This is a genomic window from Metabacillus sediminilitoris (assembly GCF_009720625.1).
Classification (GTDB): Bacteria; Bacillota; Bacilli; order Bacillales; family Bacillaceae; genus Metabacillus; species Metabacillus sediminilitoris.
The window spans coordinates 1,893,416-1,910,158 of the sequence record NZ_CP046266.1 but is presented as its reverse complement, the minus strand read 5'-3'; the positions used below and the strand labels follow the sequence as shown (position 1 = coordinate 1,910,158).

Sequence of the window (16,743 nt, the reverse complement as noted above, 5' to 3'; positions counted from 1 at the left end):
CTTCATCATGTCCATAAGCTTCGGGCATTAGTATTATCGGTCTTTTTTGCTGTGTTTTATTTGGCTGTTTTCGATTATATTTAGTTTAAGGCTTACTATTTCACTTTTATATCAAGATATCGGTACGAAACGTTCTTTCTATATCTGCATCGTGCATCGTACCATCACTCATCGTGCTTGGCAGATTTTTTCTAATATAATTTGGTTAATTAAAAAAGTTCTTCTCCATTTTGTTTTAAATAAAAAATCCACCCGAGTAACTCAGATGGATTTTTGTCGCTGCAAACATTTCAACCTGCAGCCCGGTACTGCCTTTGTGTAAGTTTTAATCGTCTCATTCAATGCAAGTGCTTCTTTAATTAGATAAGCGAAAGCTTCACTTTGAATATCTTCAAACTTTTTTATTCTAATGTGTCTCATTGTTTTTCCTGTACCTTGTAATAATTTGTTCGTATCCTTGTCTAGAAGTTCATTCCCTCTATGAAAACCAAGATTAACGTGTTTCTTGGATGCTTGAAGATAACATAACAATCCATGATAAGAGTAATTTGGCATAGACCATTTAAACTCTTCAATTAGTTTTGTTGAAGAATGAAGGATGATTTTTCTTAATTCACCAGTAATGATTTGTATATCCTCTGGTAAATCCATCATATATTTGTCTACCGCTTCAATCGTTCTACCTTTTTCATCCATAAATGATCACATCCCATATGATAATTGTAAAATAGTCTAGTATGTATCAACAAATACATGTCTTGCGCTTCATACTATACTATTCTTCACTTCTGCCTTCTTAATATAATCTGGCAAGTGGTACCTTACAAGCGGTATTTCCTACATCAACATGCACTTTTCCGATATATCTACCCACGTCCTCCTATACTAGATGGTAAATATTGTGTATTTCAAACTACTCATTTATAGTTATATGTAAGTAAATTATTTACCCGCATGTGAATAAAAAGGAGGAAATGATGAAACTAGGTGCATTTTCTGTAAGTTTAAATGTAAAAGACATTAACAAATCAAAGGTATTTTACGAAAACCTAGGATTTCAAGTTTTAGGTGGTGATATCACGCAAAATTGGCTTATTATGAAGAATGAAAATTGTATAATCGGGTTGTTCCAAGGTATGTTTGAAAGAAACATCCTGACTTTTAATCCTGGATGGAATGAAAATGGCGGAAATCTCGATTCGTTTACAGACATTCGAGACATTCAAAAACAGCTTAAAGCAAAAGGAATCAACATGTTGACTGAAGCAGATGAAGCAAGTGAAGGACCTGCACATTTTACAATTGAAGATCCAGACGGAAATCAAATTCTTGTCGATCAACATCGATGAAAAAGAGGAAATAACGGTACCTACATATGACTTTTAACAAACAATCGACATATGATAGATAACCGTAATGCGCCTTTCGCCCAATATAAGGTTAAAGCTAAATTGAGCGAAAAGCTTAATAGAGTTAATATACTTCAAAATGAAAAAAGGCACTTTTCTTATTAAAAAGTACCAGATTGTTGAAAAGTTAAGCTTTTTGATAGCTATTTAGTAGTAGCTACTAAATGGATCAGCCGAACTTACTTCATGAAAAAATTCTATTTGGCGTTCTCATCCGGTTGATGAATGCCAAAAACATTTCCTTCCGTATCAACAAAGTATCCCTGCCACGCCATTCCAGGCAGAGCATATTTTGGCATTGCGACCTGGCCACCGTACTTAAGAATTTTCGCTTCAGTAGAATCGTAATCTTCTACTCCCATTGTACAAGCATAGCCAATCAAAGCCTGGTTTGGTTCTGGAGGAGCACTTTGACGCTGCATCAAAGCTCCGTTAATTCCAGGCTCATTTGCATCACCAGTCACAGCACCACAATAAGGCATTCCAGCATAATCACTCCAATCTTCAAATGACCATCCAAATACCTCTCCATAAAACTTTTTAGCGCGTTCTATGTCATCAACATGTATTTCGAAATGAACTAATCTTCCCATAAAATTGCCTCCTACTTTTTCATACCTTTTTCATTCCCTTGCATCTTCCGTATGTATTTTCTACCTATGTACTCGTTCTCCTTCTTCATTATTGTAATAGACATGGAAATTTATTCAATTTCACGATCATTGCCTCATACCAAGATTTCATAAACAATGAACCGGGAACAATCTCATTTCTCCAAATAGCTTTTTAATGAATCCAAATCTTTCGCACAGGCTTTTTTAAAGGCTCCTGCCATCATTTTACCGAAAAATTTTGATAGGCCAGTAAGACCATTTATCTCCCCGATTAAATGAATCTCTGTCATATCATTTGTTGAAGCAAGGATGTATGTAAACACATATTCTCCTTTGCCCGTTGTTCCTTTCGTTCCATCACAGCGAAGTACAATTTTATCTGGTTCATTGAGCTCGACAACTTCAAAATGTTCAGAGGCCTCTTTTCCAAACATCTTCCTTGTTTCCTTCCACTGACTTCCCACTTGCAATGGACCATCATCCAATCGCTCTATTCGCACTAAGCCCTGCATCCAGCTCTTGGCAGATTCTAGATCCAGCAAACCTGTGTACGCTGTTTGTTTAGATACTTGGATGGTTTTATTCACTTCAAAACGAATACTCAAGCACATTTCCTCCTAAAAAACCTTGTATTTACAAAAAATCATTTCATTTTAAACCTTATGTGAACATAAGTTATAACTATAAGTTCAACATAAAATATCTTTAGACCAGCTTAAATGAATCTACCATTCCTTCTCATACGAAATAAAAAAAAGCAGAAATCCCTCTTCTCCTTTCTTCATCAACAAAACCACACCATGGAAACCCCTTTTCAATGTAGTGTAATGTATAAATACTTAAAAACTAAGCATGAAAAAATCCCTTCTTTCAATCAAAAAGAGTGATTTTAAGCATTTTAGTTGACTTAGGAAAAGTTTTTCGAGAAAACCTCACGATAATTTAAGTACAATTTTGCACATTCAATACAGCTGTAAGAGAAAATGAAATAGCAGTCTAAATAAAGATCGTTTACTTCATTGATTGCTTAAGGTTACCATAATCTTCTAATATTCATGTTCCTTTTCATTTTTTCATACAAACTATTTTTTAACCATAATAGTAATAGATACTTTTTGGAACCTATAATCATCAGAATCCAAAGTAAGTATTCTACTCTCATTAACGATCAAAAGTAGATTATTTAGAATTATATTTAATTTCCTCAACCATTTTTTGATGTCTGCTAGTAAGTCAAACCAAAGCTTTAACCCTTGTAGGAAGCTGAGTTAAGACTCATTTTTGTGTATTCTTCGACCTTATTAACGGACTTTTCACTTTTACTAGCTTTCAAATAATTTATAATTATCATATAATAGTAAATATTAATCTATAAATTTTTGTAATACTTGATGATACGGTTTTAACTGAGTCAGAAAAGAAGTGTGTGGCTAGTTCGCACATAAGCTTGGTGTGACGCCTGCATCTTTTCTGCAAATTTAAGGGGAAAAGGTTGGTAAAAATGGGCAACAGAGAAACGAAATCAGATGTCATTTTAATTGGGGCCGGAATCATGAGTGCGACATTAGGGACACTTTTGAAGGAATTAGTTCCGGAATGGGAAATTACAGTTTTTGAGAAGCTCGCAAACGCAGGCGAGGAAAGCTCTAACGCATGGAATAATGCGGGAACTGGGCATGCCGCACTGTGCGAGCTTAACTATACGGTCGAAAAACCTGATGGATCTGTCGATATTAGTAAAGCGATCAACATTAATGAACAGTTTCAGGTTTCTATGCAGTTTTGGTCTTATCTTGTAAACAGCGGGCTGATACAAAATCCACAGGACTTTATCATGCCATTGCCTCATATGAGTATGGTACAAGGGGAAGAAAATGTATCGTTCTTAAAGAAACGTTTTGAAGCGCTGTCAAACAATCCACTCTTCCAAGGGATGGAATTTTCCGATGATCCGGAAAAACTAAAAGAATGGATTCCGCTTATTATGCAAGACCGCAACTTGAATGAAGCGATCGCAGCAACAAAAATAGACACTGGAACGGATGTCAACTTTGGCTCTTTAACGAGCATGTTGTTTGACCACTTAAAAAGTAAAAATGTCGATATCAACTACAAGCATAGTGTGAATGATATCAAACATACTAGCGAAGGCTTGTGGGAATTGAAAGTGAAAAATCTTGATAGCGATACTGTCGAACGCCATACGGCAAAATTCGTCTTTATCGGAGGCGGTGGTGGAAGCCTGCATTTACTGCAAAAATCAGGTATTCCTGAAGGAAAACATATTGGAGGATTCCCTGTAAGCGGAATCTTTATGGTGTGTAAGAATCCGGAGGTTGTCGAGCAGCATCATGCAAAGGTATACGGTAAAGCGAAGGTCGGTGCTCCGCCAATGTCTGTTCCACATCTTGATACACGATTTATCGACAATGAAAAATCGTTGCTATTCGGACCATTTGCCGGCTTCTCACCTAAGTTCTTAAAAAATGGTTCAATGTTGGATTTAATCACTTCCGTCAAACCGGATAATGTCTTAACGATGTTGGCGGCAGGCGCAAAAGAGATGCCATTGACAAAATACCTGATTCAGCAAGTGATGTTATCGAAAGAACAGCGCATGGAAGAGTTACGTGAGTTTATCCCGAACGCTAAAGCTGAGGATTGGGATTTAGTGGTAGCGGGTCAACGTGTACAAGTTATCAAAGATACGGAAGCTGGCAAAGGAACGCTTCAATTTGGTACAGAAGTGATTACTGCCGCTGATGGCTCGATCGCAGCATTACTAGGTGCTTCTCCTGGAGCTTCTACTGCTGTTCACGTTATGCTTGAGGTCATCAATAAATGCTTCCCGGAACATATGTTAGAGTGGGAACCGAAAATCAGAGAAATGATTCCTTCTTATGGCATGTCATTAATGGAAAATCCAGAGCTTCTTCATAAGATTCATGATTCAACAGCAGAGACGCTTGGTCTTATCGAAAAAGAGCTGGTCTTAAGTTAATTCTTCAGCTGTAGAAAACATGGTTTTCAATGAAAAAGATAAAATAAAACTTCACTTAATCGATCTTTTTATCAATACCTAAATGAAAAAAGATCGATTAAAAAGGACATTACCTATTAGTCAGATCTATTATGTAATGTCCTTTCTTCTTTCCCTGCTTTTGTGTTTGTTTCCAGAATAGGTTTTTGCATAGTCGTATTAGAATAATCCTTTGTTTTTATTTGTTACCTGGTGCTGGCTGGTCCACACCTCTTATTCGGTGTTGATGTCCATCATCTTCAGTCGTATAAAAATCATAATAATGGACATGCATGCCATTTCCAACTGGAATCGCTGGTCTTAAAATATGCTTTATAATAGTGGGTATGCCCATTTTCAAATACAACATATCCCTCAGTATAATGAATATGGTTGTTATCCTGAGTAAGTATAGGAGGGGAAGTGACATCCAAGCACTGGTGAACATGACCCGCATCAACTGAAGTATAATCAACCGAACCATGATTACGGCGTGGTACAAATCCATTTACAAAATCATTTTTTCCCACCTCAGGCATATCCTCAACTCCTTTTAAATCCTCTCCAAGGGAACGTTCAATTCTAAAGAGATTTTATAGGAATCTATCATAATAAAAATCAAAATTTTACTTGTTATTCCTTTTCAGATTCGCTTCAAATAAATCAATGATTTCCAAGAACCTTTCAGCTTCCCTAAAGGTATGGTCTGCTAGAAGTGGATGTATATTGCTTTTTATCCGACACGCTTCAATGAGTTCTCTGGCCGTTTTCTTAAAATCTCTTAACGAGACAACAGAAACTCTATTTTGGTCTAGGAATTGACTAAGTATTGGTTTCGTTTCAGATTGAGGCCGCATTGATTCTAAATCAACGGCTTGAAAAAGAAGCTGGTCAAAATCATGGCTAAACTCTCCTGCCTGTTCGACTAATTTCCTTTCAGAAGGATCTAATAAATGTCCTATAAACTTAGCATGATCAGCCATTATTCTTAAGAAGAATACATTTTCGTCAATAACTTTATCCGGAGTGGGGGCTAGTTTTCCTTCATTTAATTCTTTTAGCCTATTTGCAAAGTATGCAGCTTCTCTGCTTATATGATCAACTAATAACGGAAAATTGTTCGTACGAATTTCACAACGTAAAGTGAGACCTAATACCTTTCGTTTGTAGCTCCATATGGCAGCCGCAGCTTGGTAAACCTCGCTATTAAACGCTTGAACTTCACGCAAATCTGAATTTACCGTAAATCTCGTTAACTTTTCCTCTATCCTTTCGAACAACGTAATAAACTGACGTGCTTCAGCGATCAATTGTGTTTGTTCATAAGTAAAACCCAGGCTTAAAAATAAGGCATGCTCTTTCATAATCCTAGACCAAAATCTTATTTCATCTAATGACCTTGAAACAATTGGATTTGCCATTATATCCCTCCTTATCTTTCTATATATACGTATGATACTTAGTCCTAATTCTGATTTAAATTTGTCTACTTATCATATTGCAGCCTTCATCCTCTATTCCGTAAATAGGTAAATCGTTAATAAAATAAAAAAAACAGGATGACCGATTCGATCATACTGTTCATCCACCTTCATCACTGCCTATAAACTTACATTGTTTCGGCCAATCTCCAAATAGCAAACTCTTGATGGTTATTTCTTTCTGATGCCGTTTTCCATCCATTGGCCGTTTTGACTATTTTCTTGTAGATTTCTTTCCCTACTTCTTCTACCGTGTTTACACCTTCAATTATTTTTCCAGCATTTACATCAATATGGCTCTGCCATCCGTTCGTAAACGTTTGAATTCGTCCCAATTTTTATGACGGGAACAATGGGTGAACCTGTAGGAGAGCCTTTGCCTGTCGAAAATAGAATAATCGTTGCTCCGCCGGCAGCAAGACCTGATACGGATTCTAAGTCATATCCAGGTGTATCCATAAAGATAAATCCCTTTTTTGTTGGTGATTTTGCGTAGTCGATGACCTCCATTAACGGTGAATTTCCAGCTTTTTTTATACACCCTAATGATTTTTCTTCTAATGTAGTTAACCCTCCTACAATATTTCCTGGAGTAGGATTTGCAAAGCGAATATCTTCTCCTGTTTCTGCAATTCTTTCTTCATATGTTTTAACTAACTCTACTAATTAGGGTAAAAATACAAAAAACTCGTCATAATGAATGACGAGTTTTTTGAAGTCATGATAACTTTGGACTTCTACTTCTGCATCCTTAAATCTCTAACTTATTGATTTGATTTTTTTATCTGATTTACTACGATTCTCAAATATCGTACCATTTTTGAATTTTGAATTTTTAAATGCATACTTCGTCAATAGAAGATATGCAATCCCTGCCACAACAACACCGACGATCCATGCTAACTCTACTATTATAAAGGCAGCGCCCGCACCAATAATCATGGCAAGAAGTGCGCATGGATTATATCCGGCAAATGGTCCATCTTCCTTGTACAAATCTGCAACATTTACTTTTTGCTTTCTTAGGATATAATATTCGACTAATAAAATAGAAACAATCGGGCCTAAAAATGCGGAATAGATAAGAATGAACATCCCAAGCCCATTTGCCGAAGAATCCTGTACTAGCACCCACGGGAATGAGCAAAGCGCTAGCAGTCCCGTTATGGTAACAGCAGCTTTATATTTCATTTTTGTCAGCAATGTAATAACATATGTCGGTGGAATAATATTCGCAACCATGTTTACCGCAACTGCACCAATCACAATAAATGCGGAGACACCTACAGTTATATAAGGATTATCTACCACGATCGCAAACGCCTTAACCGGATTAGAGATGCCGGTTGCAGTAGCAAGCATGACCCCGATTGTAAGAACGAAGCCGTACGCGATGAAAATTGGCGAAAAATACAGAAACCCGCGTTTTGCGTCACTAATACCAGATTTGAGCTCTCTTGAATAATCCCCTGCACTTAAAAAGATCGCTGCATAATTCCCCAAAAACATCATGATAAATGCAAAGAACGGCAGGCCCCATGAGCCTTTTGTATGTACCCATTTTTCTACTATCACATCGCTATGGGATGTTAATAGAACACCAAATACATAGACAAGCGCTAGCATAATAACAATAGAAGCAAGAATTTCCACCCATTTAATGGCATGGAAGCCAAATAGCGAAAGCACAATTTGCACAAGCTGAATCGCAACAAAGCAAATAGCAATATGATCAAAAGCACCACCTGAAATAATTTTCACAATTTCATTTAAGGCAGTAGCCCCAATCCAGCTTTGAAAACCATACCATATGATAGCTGGGATCCCACGTAAAAGTGATGAGATGATGGCACCCTTCATTCCGAAGGACATTCTGAGCTGGACAACATATGGAATTCCTGTTCTGTATCCAAGCCGATCATTTAAAGCGAAAAAAATGGAAATGATGCCTATAGCTATGACAGCTGCGGCAAATGTTTGGAAGATGTTTAATGTTGCGGCACCCGCTACAACCAAACTAGCTCCAAGCGTCATATTCCCTAAATTAACCCCGTCTCCAATCCACATAAACATATAGGATATCGGACTGACTGTTCTGCCTTCTTCTGTTTTCGGCTTTAGTGATTCATCCACACCTGCGGCATGATATTGCTGGGACTCTTCGAACACGTGATTTTCTAAAATGGTAGACATTGTTAACTCAACTCCTTTATTCTTTGATTGCTGTATTTTTTAAAAATTCCGTTAATTCAATAGATGTTTGAGCAGCACGTTGATTCGAAATCATATCGAGCGTTTTTCTCCTTTCTTGCTCTTTTTAGTCCTTCCTTAACAAAAGAGACCATGAAAACTTTCACATCCGTATTTCCATACCGATTATCATTGTTATGTAATACAAAGCATCACTAAACGTTAAGCAATCTAACATGTATCAAGTTTAAATGATAAGACCAATAAATTCACTAGAAGAAATGTGAATTTTCACTTTTTTTGTTTGTGCGAGTTAACTAAAATTTTTCGTAATTAAGTAAGTATTTTCATGCAAATCATGAATGATTTTAATAGAAGGAGATGATAGAGAGGTCATTATCTTATCGCATCAAAATACGACAAAATCATAAATGTTATCTATTTTCTCTAATAACAATTTACATTTTTAGTTATTTTAAACAATGACAGTTTTCAGATTATTCATTATTATGTAACTATTAAGTACATTAGATGTTATATTTTCTAACATCAATAAGAAGGAGGTTCTTTATGACGAATAAAATTGGTAAACCCGAAATTTTCTCATTAGGTTTACAACATGTCTTTGCCATGTACGCGGGCGCCCTTTTAGTACCTCTTATTGTAGGCAGTGCCCTAGGATTTACCCCTCAACAAATTGCTTTTCTCGTCTCCATCGATTTACTTACATGCGGGATCGCCACGATCTTACAATCGCTGAAAAGTAAATATATAGGGATTGGACTTCCTGTTGTATTAGGGACTTCGTTTGTAGCTGTATCCCCGATGATTATGATTGGTACAAGTTATGGGATTTCCGCTATTTATGGATCTATCATTGCAGCAGGACTCTTTATTATTCTTTTTGCAAATTTCTTCGGTAAATTAATCAAACTCTTCCCTCCAGTTGTGACTGGAACAGTTGTCACCATTATCGGTTTATCACTGATTCCAACTGGTATAAAAAATATGGGCGGCGGTGCAACTAATCCTGATTTTGGTTCCGCCGAAAACATCATCCTCTCTTTTGGTGTCCTAACGATCATCTTACTTATGAATCGCTTCTTTAAAGGATTCCTCCGAGCTATTTCTGTTTTAATCGGAATTATTATCGGTACAATCACTGCTGGTTTTATGGGGAAATTAGATACTCAAGCAGTAGCGGATGCGTCCTGGTTTCATTTACCAACACCCTTTCATTTCGGTGTACCCACTTTTGAGATTGTGCCAATTTTAACGATGATTTTAGTCGGTATCGTTATCCTCGTTGAATCAACAGGCGCCTTTCTAGTTTTAAGTAAAATGACAGGTAGCGAGTTGACTGAAAAAGAAATTGCCAGCGGTTACCGAACGGAAGGGATTGCCTTCACCCTTGGTGGTATATTTAACGCCTTCCCATACAGTACGTTTGCTCAAAACATTGGACTTGTAGAATTGTCTGGAGTGAAAACGAGGAATGCGACAATTGCAGCCGGCTTCATTTTAATCGGATTAGGTTTCATACCAAAGATCGCTGCATTAGCAACCCTTATTCCAACAGCCGTTTTAGGCGGAGCAACAGTCATTATGTTCGGCATGGTTGTCTCTTCTGGGATTAAAATGCTGATCAGTGTTGACTTTACTAACAACAACAATTTGTTAATTATTGCTTGTTCAATATCTTTAGGACTAGGGGCCACCGTTGTACCTGAACTATTTGCCGCTTTACCAGATACACTTCGGATCATCGTCAGCGATGGAATTATCACCGGCAGTCTTACCGCGATTATGTTAAATATCGTCTTTAATATGCGTCCTAAACGTTCATTAAAGGTTATATCTGATACAAAATTAGAGCCGAAAGTGAAACATTTTTAATGAATGGAGCATGATGACATGTTTACGATTGACACATTGAACGAAACAACAAACGAACAATTTATTGAAATTGTCGGAGGGATTTTTGAACATTCGCCATGGATTGCGGAAAAAGCAACAAAAGCAAAACCGTTTTCTTCAATCGATCAATTATTCCAGGAAATGGTTAACATTGTTGAAAACTCTTCAACAAATCAGAAACTCACCCTTATTAAAGCCCATCCTAATTTAGGTGAACGAATCTCTATGACAACACATTCGATAAACGAACAAAAAGGTGCCGGATTACAGGATCTCACTCCTGATGAATATGAAAAATTAATCAATCTTAACAAGCAATATATGGACAAATTCGCATTCCCCTTCATCATGGCTGTACGCGGAAAAAATAAACATCAAATTTATGAAGCGATGGAATCTAGAATCCATCATCAAAAAGACACTGAGTTTCAAACTGCCTTAAAGGAAATTTATAAAATCGCCCGATTACGATTAGAAGAAAAAATGAGAGACAAACCCGTTTATAAAACATAATCGCCAAACTAATTTGGAGTTTTACCGCCCGTTAAACAAATGAAAGGGATGAAAATAATGAGTCTAGAAACCTTAAATGAACAAATCAAAAGAGATCTTTCCTATCTCGCATTCGGCAGTAAGGATTGGGTGCAACCTGTCAACCACCCTGATGGACACGTGTATGATGTCATTATTATCGGCGCCGGCCAAGGAGGATTAGGTACAGCTTTTGGTCTATTAAGGGAACGGATATCGAACATTCTCGTTATCGATGAGAATCACGAAGGTTATGAAGGACCTTGGGAAACCTACGCTCGAATGGTCACATTGCGAACTCCCAAACATATACCTTCCGTTGACCTTGGCATCCCCTCTCTTACCTTCCGATCCTATTGGGAGGCTCAATTTGGGGAAAAGAACTGGGAGGCAATTGATAAAATCCCTCGCGGAGATTGGATGGACTATTTGCGCTGGTATCGAAAGGTTCTCAATCTACCTGTTAAAAACGAGGTGAAATTAACGTTGATTGAGCCTTTAGAAAATGGAATACACAGGCTTCACGTTGAAGGAAAGGGCGCCCCATCTGATTCATTATTAGCACGTAAAGTTATTTTAGCTACCGGCATTCAAGGTGGCGGCGAGTGGCATGTACCACAAATGATTATAGATAACCTGCCGTCACACCTTTATGCACATACATCAAAAGCCATTGACTTTCGTTCATTAAAAAATAAAAAGGTTGCGATTTTAGGAGGCGGAGCTTCAGCCTTTGATAATGCTAATTTCGCCCTGTCTGAAGGAGTCGCTGAAGCACATGTCTTTGTAAGACGTAAGGAGCTGCCGCGAATCAATCCGATCCGGCAAATGGAAGGATCCGGTCTCATTGAACGGTACTATTCATTATCTGATGATGATAAATATGCAGTGATGTCCCATTTCTTTAAACATAATCAACCACCTACAAACGATACCTTTGAACGGGCATCTTCATGGCCTGGGTTTCAGCTTCACTTAGGTTCACCATGGCTTCATGTTGAGGCAACGAGTGAAGGTGCGGCGGTGACGACACCTCAAGGGACATTCACCTTTGATTTCCTGATCATCAGTACAGGTCTTATGACTGATCCCGCACTGCGTCCTGAGTTAAAACTTGTTGAAAAACATATTGCTCGTTGGGGAGATTGTTATAAAGCTCCAAAAGATCTGGCACATTCTACACTTGATGCACATCCATATCTCAGCCAAGGCTTTGCACTTCAAAGCCGGGATGAAGCAGGCAAAAAGCTTCTGCACGGACTTTTTACTTACAACTATTCCGCTCTCATCAGCTGCGGGATTGTCGCTTCAGCCCTTTCTGGATTGAGATTCGGTATTTCTAGACTAGTATCTTCAGTAGCCGAACAGCTTTTCCTTGATGATCGCAAAGATATTCTTGATCAATACTACACTTATAAAAAGTCTGAATTTATCGGTGACTTAAAAAATACAGTGAGTAGTTCCTAAGTTACTCGCTACTACTCTATTTTTTATTTAACAGATTTAAGTAAAGGAGATTCTTAATATGTCAGGATTAACAACACACGTACTCGATTTATCACATGGCCAACCAGCCAGCCATATGAAAGTTAAGTTATATTACTCAGAAGCTCAAGAATGGCAATTGATTAAAACAGTTGTTACAAATTCAGATGGACGACTAAACGAACCTCTCCTATCAGAAAATGAGGTAAAAATCGGAACATATGAACTCGTCTTCCATGTCGGTGACTACTTTCGCAGTAAAAACATTGAACTACAGAATCCAGCCTTCTTGGAACAAGTACCTGTGCGCTTTGGAATCGCGAACCTTAAACACCACTACCATGTCCCATTATTGATTTCACCATGGGGTTATCAAGTTTATCGCGGCAGCTAAAACACCCGACATTCTATCCTTTATCCAAATAGAATGTCAGGCGTTTTTCATATTCTTTAAGCTATTATTCTCTCCTTTCCTACCCTTTCAACTTTTACTTTACACTAAAGCAGATATAAAAACCCTTCTTCCATATTCAGAAGATAGGGTTTTTTCGTTTTCCTCATTTAACAGCTGCGTACTTATTAGGCTTAACCCACTTTCCACCTGCTTGTTCTGCCAGGATCTTTCCATCTTGATACACAACCTTGCCTCTGTTGATGGTTCCGACCACTTTACATGGAAATGTATGGCCAATGTATAAGCTTTCTTTATGTTTTGCCAGAAAATTTTCCTTTGATACGGTAAAAGTTTCTTCTATTGTAACGATGGCAAAATCCGCATCTGCCCCTTCGACGATTTTTCCTTTTCGATCAGAAAGTCCGAATCTCTCTGCAGGTGCTGAAGAAGTCAATTGTGCAATCGTTTCAAATGGTACGTTATGTTGTAATGCTAACTCAATCATTGAAAGCAAAGAGAACTGCCCGCCGCTAATGCCTCCCCACGCTTCAAACAAATTATAAACATTAGGGTCTTTTAAATCATACGTACAAGGAGAATGATCAGATGAAATCATATCAAATTTTTGATCAATAACGAGCGAGATTAATTTCTGCTGCTCCGCTTTTTCTCGTAATGGAGGGGCACATTTTGCAACACTTCCCAATTCTTTTAAATGATCGTGATTATACAGTAAATAATGCGGACATGTTTCAACTGTAACATCCATTCCTCTTCGCTTCGCTTCTTCAATTTTTTCTATTGCTAAGGCAGAGCTTATATGAACAAAATGCAGAGGACATCCAGTGAGTTCTGCATAGCATAACGCACGCTCCACAGCTTCAACCTCAGCGATAATCGGACGTGTTTCCAGGTAATCATCCGCACCGAATGCTCCTGCTTTTTCTTTCTCAGCCTTCAGCCAATTAGTCAACGGCGCACTTTCTGAATGCAGTGCTAAGACCTTCCCTAATTCCGCAATGATCTTCATTCCATTTAGCAGTGTTATATCATCAGCAGACTCAAATTCTTTATTTCCTGTTGTGGAAAGAAAAGCTTTAAAACCAATAACACCTGATTCCGCCATGGCTTCAAGATCGCTTTCATTACCTGGCACAAGACCGCCCCATAAGCCAAAATCAACGAAAGACTTCTGATTCCCGATCTCTACTTTTTGATCAAGTGCCTCAACATTAACCGTTGAAGGAATTCCATTTAAGGGCATATCAAAGTAAGTCGTACATCCGCCTGCAGCCATCATCATTGAACCTGTATGAAACCCTTCCCAATACTCTCTACCTGGTTCACTAAAATGTACATGCACATCAATCATCCCAGGAAAAATATATTGGTTCTTAGCATCCCAGATCCTATCTGCTTTCGTTGTGAGGTCTTTTTGAATCACAACAATTTTCCCATCCTTCACACCGATGTCAGTTTCCTCCACACCTTGAGGAAGTACTACATTTCCATTTTTAATGATGAAATCTAAATGCTCCATAAGTAAACCCCTCTCACTTACATATTTTTCCTTTATGTACCTTGTAATGTTTTGAAACGAAATACTTCATTTATGCTGTTATTTCTTACACAAGACGTTAACATATATGACATTTACATATAGTTTATTATAACGTCATTCAATATTCATTAGAAAAATTGTGAATTTTACGTTTTTTGTTTGTATATATTACACAAAATAACACAGAAACACGGGGACGGTTCCTGTGTTTCCCCACTTTAAAAGTCCAAATCATGGTTCTCTATTTTTCTCCAATCTTCTATCATTTCTCTCACCCGTTGTTTTTCACAAACCCAACATCAGGGGCCTGACTCACTAAAATTGCTCGTAAGTAATTTAGTTTAAAATATTCTATCATTAATCTCGAGTTGTCAGATGAAAAAAGTGAACAGGGGATATAATGACCTTTTTTCTCATTTTTCTCCTTATAATGATTTCCTTTTACTTTTTTATGTTTTTCTTTATACATTGGGACGGTTCCAACAAATAGGTTTTCTTTTTTTCGAGGTGTAAGAATTTTCTGACTTCCCTTTGTTTTTTCTTTTTTCAACTAAATTCTTTAAGTAAATTTTTGATAGGCTGATACTTCTGATCCGCCCGTTCTATAAAAAGACTTTTATTTTCACTTCAGCCATTCCATTGAATTATTTGTGCAGTAATCAAGAAAATAATAGCAAGTACAAGCCAGATAAGAAACAATGGCACATAGAAGCGAACCCATTTTTGCCAAGGTACACCAGCTAGTGCAAGTGTTGCCAAGAAGTATCCTGATGTTGGAAATAAAATATTCCCAAGACCATCACCAAATTGATAGGCTAAAACTGCAGTTTGTCTTGTTACTCCAATCAAATCAGATAATGGTGCCAATATCGGCATAGTAACTAATGCCTGTCCACTACCTGACGGAACTAAGAAACTAAATAACATCTGCACAAAAAACATTCCAATAGCACTAAACACAGCCGGGAATTCACCAACAACAGTACCTAAACTATTAACAATCGTGTCCATAACTTGACCATCTTCCATAACAACAGCAACCGCTCTGGCTACACCTATAATGATTGCACCAACTAATACCTCACGAAAACCTTCATTAAATCCCTCACATATTTCCGTTAGCTTTAAACCAGCAATTAATCCAACAACAATTCCCATGAAGATAAACAACCCTGCCATCTCTAACATAAACCAACCTTTAGCTAATACCCCATAAACAAGTGAAATAAAAAATCCTACAAGTGCAACGGAAGCTACCTTTTGACGTATTGTTGCTAGGTGTTTTTCAACTGCAGTTTTGTTTAAATAATCCCTTCTTTTACTCGAATCTTCATTATAGACCAAGCTACTTTCCGGATTTCTTTTTACCTTTTGAGCGTAACGAATAATATAAATGATTCCTACTGAAACAAACACTACAAAAGCTGTGAACCTTAACTCGATTCCCGAGAACACGGGAAGCCCAGATATCTTTTGACCTAATCCTGTATTAATCGGATTAAGAAATCCTGTCATAAATCCAGCAGTAGTTGCAACTAAAGCCACCGCAACTGCTACCACTGAGTCATATCCTAACGCAATCATTAATGGCAAAATAACAGGAACGTATACTAAACTTAATTCCTGAGTACCAATTAAGCTGCAAACAGTAGCAAAAACAACCATTAACACTGGAATTAATACAATACTTTTTGTCGAAAATTTCCTCGTTAACCGATCTACACCTAATTCAATAAGACCTGTTTTTCGTATTACTGCAAAAATACCACCAATAATAAATGTAAAAAAAACAACCTCTCCAGCTGCTACCAACCCCCTCGGTATAGCTGTCATAAATTCCGTTAAACCAACAGGTGTCTGAGTAACACTTTGATATGAATTTGGATCAATGGTTGTTCTCCCTTCTGGCCCTGGGATTCTTTCATACACACCAGCTGGAATCAGATAAGTAGCAATTCCTGCAAGTACAATAAACAAAAACAAAATGACGTAAATATGCGGCATGGTTATTCCCTTTTTTAATCGAGATTCTACTTGAACACTATTAGATACCTTATTCACTTTTTCTAATCCCATATTTATTCCTCCTTCTTTTTTTTAACAAAGCATTCTCCCTTTGTTATAATAACTTACACAACCATG

15 protein-coding genes and 1 pseudogene are annotated in these 16,743 nt (G+C 37.5%); 6 read left to right on the top strand and 10 right to left on the bottom strand.

Going from position 1 to position 16,743, the window contains the following annotated elements:
• Positions 1 to 261: 261 nt before the first annotated feature.
• The gene (locus GMB29_RS09200) at positions 262 to 696 is read right to left on the bottom strand and encodes a DUF1801 domain-containing protein (RefSeq protein ID WP_136351516.1); all 435 of its coding nucleotides are present in this window, start codon (positions 694 to 696) and stop codon (positions 262 to 264) included.
• 281 nt (positions 697 to 977) lie between these two features.
• Here GMB29_RS09200 and GMB29_RS09195 point away from each other — a divergent pair, with 281 nt between their 5' ends.
• On the top strand, positions 978 to 1,349 hold the full coding sequence (locus tag GMB29_RS09195) for a VOC family protein (protein WP_136351518.1): 372 nt from the start codon (positions 978 to 980) through the stop codon (positions 1,347 to 1,349).
• A gap of 257 nt (positions 1,350 to 1,606) precedes the next feature.
• Here the strand turns inward: GMB29_RS09195 and GMB29_RS09190 are convergent, their stop codons facing one another.
• Together GMB29_RS09190 and GMB29_RS09185 are read right to left on the bottom strand one after the other, a co-directional pair.
• Positions 1,607 to 2,002, bottom strand: coding sequence for a VOC family protein (locus tag GMB29_RS09190; RefSeq protein ID WP_136351519.1), 396 nt, complete (start codon positions 2,000 to 2,002; stop codon positions 1,607 to 1,609).
• Between the two features lie 173 nt (positions 2,003 to 2,175).
• Positions 2,176 to 2,634 (bottom strand): SRPBCC family protein, encoded by a 459-nt coding sequence (locus GMB29_RS09185; RefSeq protein WP_227551628.1) that lies wholly within the window; start codon positions 2,632 to 2,634, stop codon positions 2,176 to 2,178.
• 890 nt (positions 2,635 to 3,524) lie between these two features.
• Between GMB29_RS09185 and GMB29_RS09180 the strand changes: the two genes are divergently transcribed.
• Entirely contained in the window at positions 3,525 to 5,024 is a 1,500-nt protein-coding gene (locus tag GMB29_RS09180; RefSeq protein ID WP_136351523.1) for a malate:quinone oxidoreductase, read from the top strand.
• Positions 5,025 to 5,241: 217 nt separating this feature from the next.
• Here the strand turns inward: GMB29_RS09180 and GMB29_RS09175 are convergent.
• From GMB29_RS09175 to GMB29_RS09160, 5 genes and pseudogenes are all read right to left on the bottom strand, one after another.
• A pseudogene (locus GMB29_RS09175) lies at positions 5,242 to 5,581 on the bottom strand (YmaF family protein).
• A gap of 87 nt (positions 5,582 to 5,668) precedes the next feature.
• On the bottom strand, positions 5,669 to 6,463 hold the full coding sequence (locus tag GMB29_RS09170; protein ID WP_136351524.1) for a DUF2935 domain-containing protein: 795 nt from the start codon (positions 6,461 to 6,463) through the stop codon (positions 5,669 to 5,671).
• A 188-nt stretch (positions 6,464 to 6,651) separates the two neighbouring features.
• A complete protein-coding gene (locus GMB29_RS27655; protein ID WP_235883118.1) occupies positions 6,652 to 6,858 on the bottom strand; it encodes a UxaA family hydrolase in 207 nt (68 codons plus the stop codon).
• Positions 6,812 to 7,135: a UxaA family hydrolase gene (locus tag GMB29_RS27650; protein WP_235883125.1), complete on the bottom strand. Its 324-nt coding sequence runs from the start codon at positions 7,133 to 7,135 to the stop codon at positions 6,812 to 6,814. The genes GMB29_RS27655 and GMB29_RS27650 overlap by 47 nt, the downstream gene beginning before the upstream one ends.
• A gap of 147 nt (positions 7,136 to 7,282) precedes the next feature.
• On the bottom strand, positions 7,283 to 8,716 hold the full coding sequence (locus GMB29_RS09160; protein ID WP_136351526.1) for an NCS1 family transporter: 1,434 nt from the start codon (positions 8,714 to 8,716) through the stop codon (positions 7,283 to 7,285).
• Between the two features lie 567 nt (positions 8,717 to 9,283).
• On the opposite strand from GMB29_RS09160, the gene GMB29_RS09155 reads away from it, so the two are divergent.
• The 4 genes from GMB29_RS09155 to uraH are packed head-to-tail and all read left to right on the top strand — an operon-like array spanning position 9,284 to position 13,040.
• On the top strand, positions 9,284 to 10,609 hold the full coding sequence (locus tag GMB29_RS09155) for a nucleobase:cation symporter-2 family protein (protein WP_136351528.1): 1,326 nt from the start codon (positions 9,284 to 9,286) through the stop codon (positions 10,607 to 10,609).
• Positions 10,610 to 10,627: 18 nt separating this feature from the next.
• Positions 10,628 to 11,143 (top strand): 2-oxo-4-hydroxy-4-carboxy-5-ureidoimidazoline decarboxylase, encoded by a 516-nt coding sequence (gene uraD / locus GMB29_RS09150; protein WP_136351530.1) that lies wholly within the window; start codon positions 10,628 to 10,630, stop codon positions 11,141 to 11,143.
• A gap of 57 nt (positions 11,144 to 11,200) precedes the next feature.
• Positions 11,201 to 12,628, top strand: coding sequence for an NAD(P)-binding domain-containing protein (locus tag GMB29_RS09145; protein ID WP_136351532.1), 1,428 nt, complete (start codon positions 11,201 to 11,203; stop codon positions 12,626 to 12,628).
• 58 nt (positions 12,629 to 12,686) lie between these two features.
• Positions 12,687 to 13,040, top strand: coding sequence for a hydroxyisourate hydrolase (gene uraH, locus GMB29_RS09140; protein WP_136351534.1), 354 nt, complete (start codon positions 12,687 to 12,689; stop codon positions 13,038 to 13,040).
• A gap of 163 nt (positions 13,041 to 13,203) precedes the next feature.
• On the opposite strand, the gene GMB29_RS09135 is transcribed toward uraH, so the two are convergent.
• Entirely contained in the window at positions 13,204 to 14,580 is a 1,377-nt protein-coding gene (locus tag GMB29_RS09135; protein ID WP_136351536.1) for an allantoinase, read from the bottom strand.
• Positions 14,581 to 15,228: 648 nt separating this feature from the next.
• Positions 15,229 to 16,677 carry a YfcC family protein gene (locus tag GMB29_RS09130; protein WP_136351538.1) on the bottom strand — a complete coding sequence of 483 codons (1,449 nt, stop codon included), beginning with the start codon at positions 16,675 to 16,677 and terminating at the stop codon, positions 15,229 to 15,231.
• Positions 16,678 to 16,743: the final 66 nt, after the last annotated feature.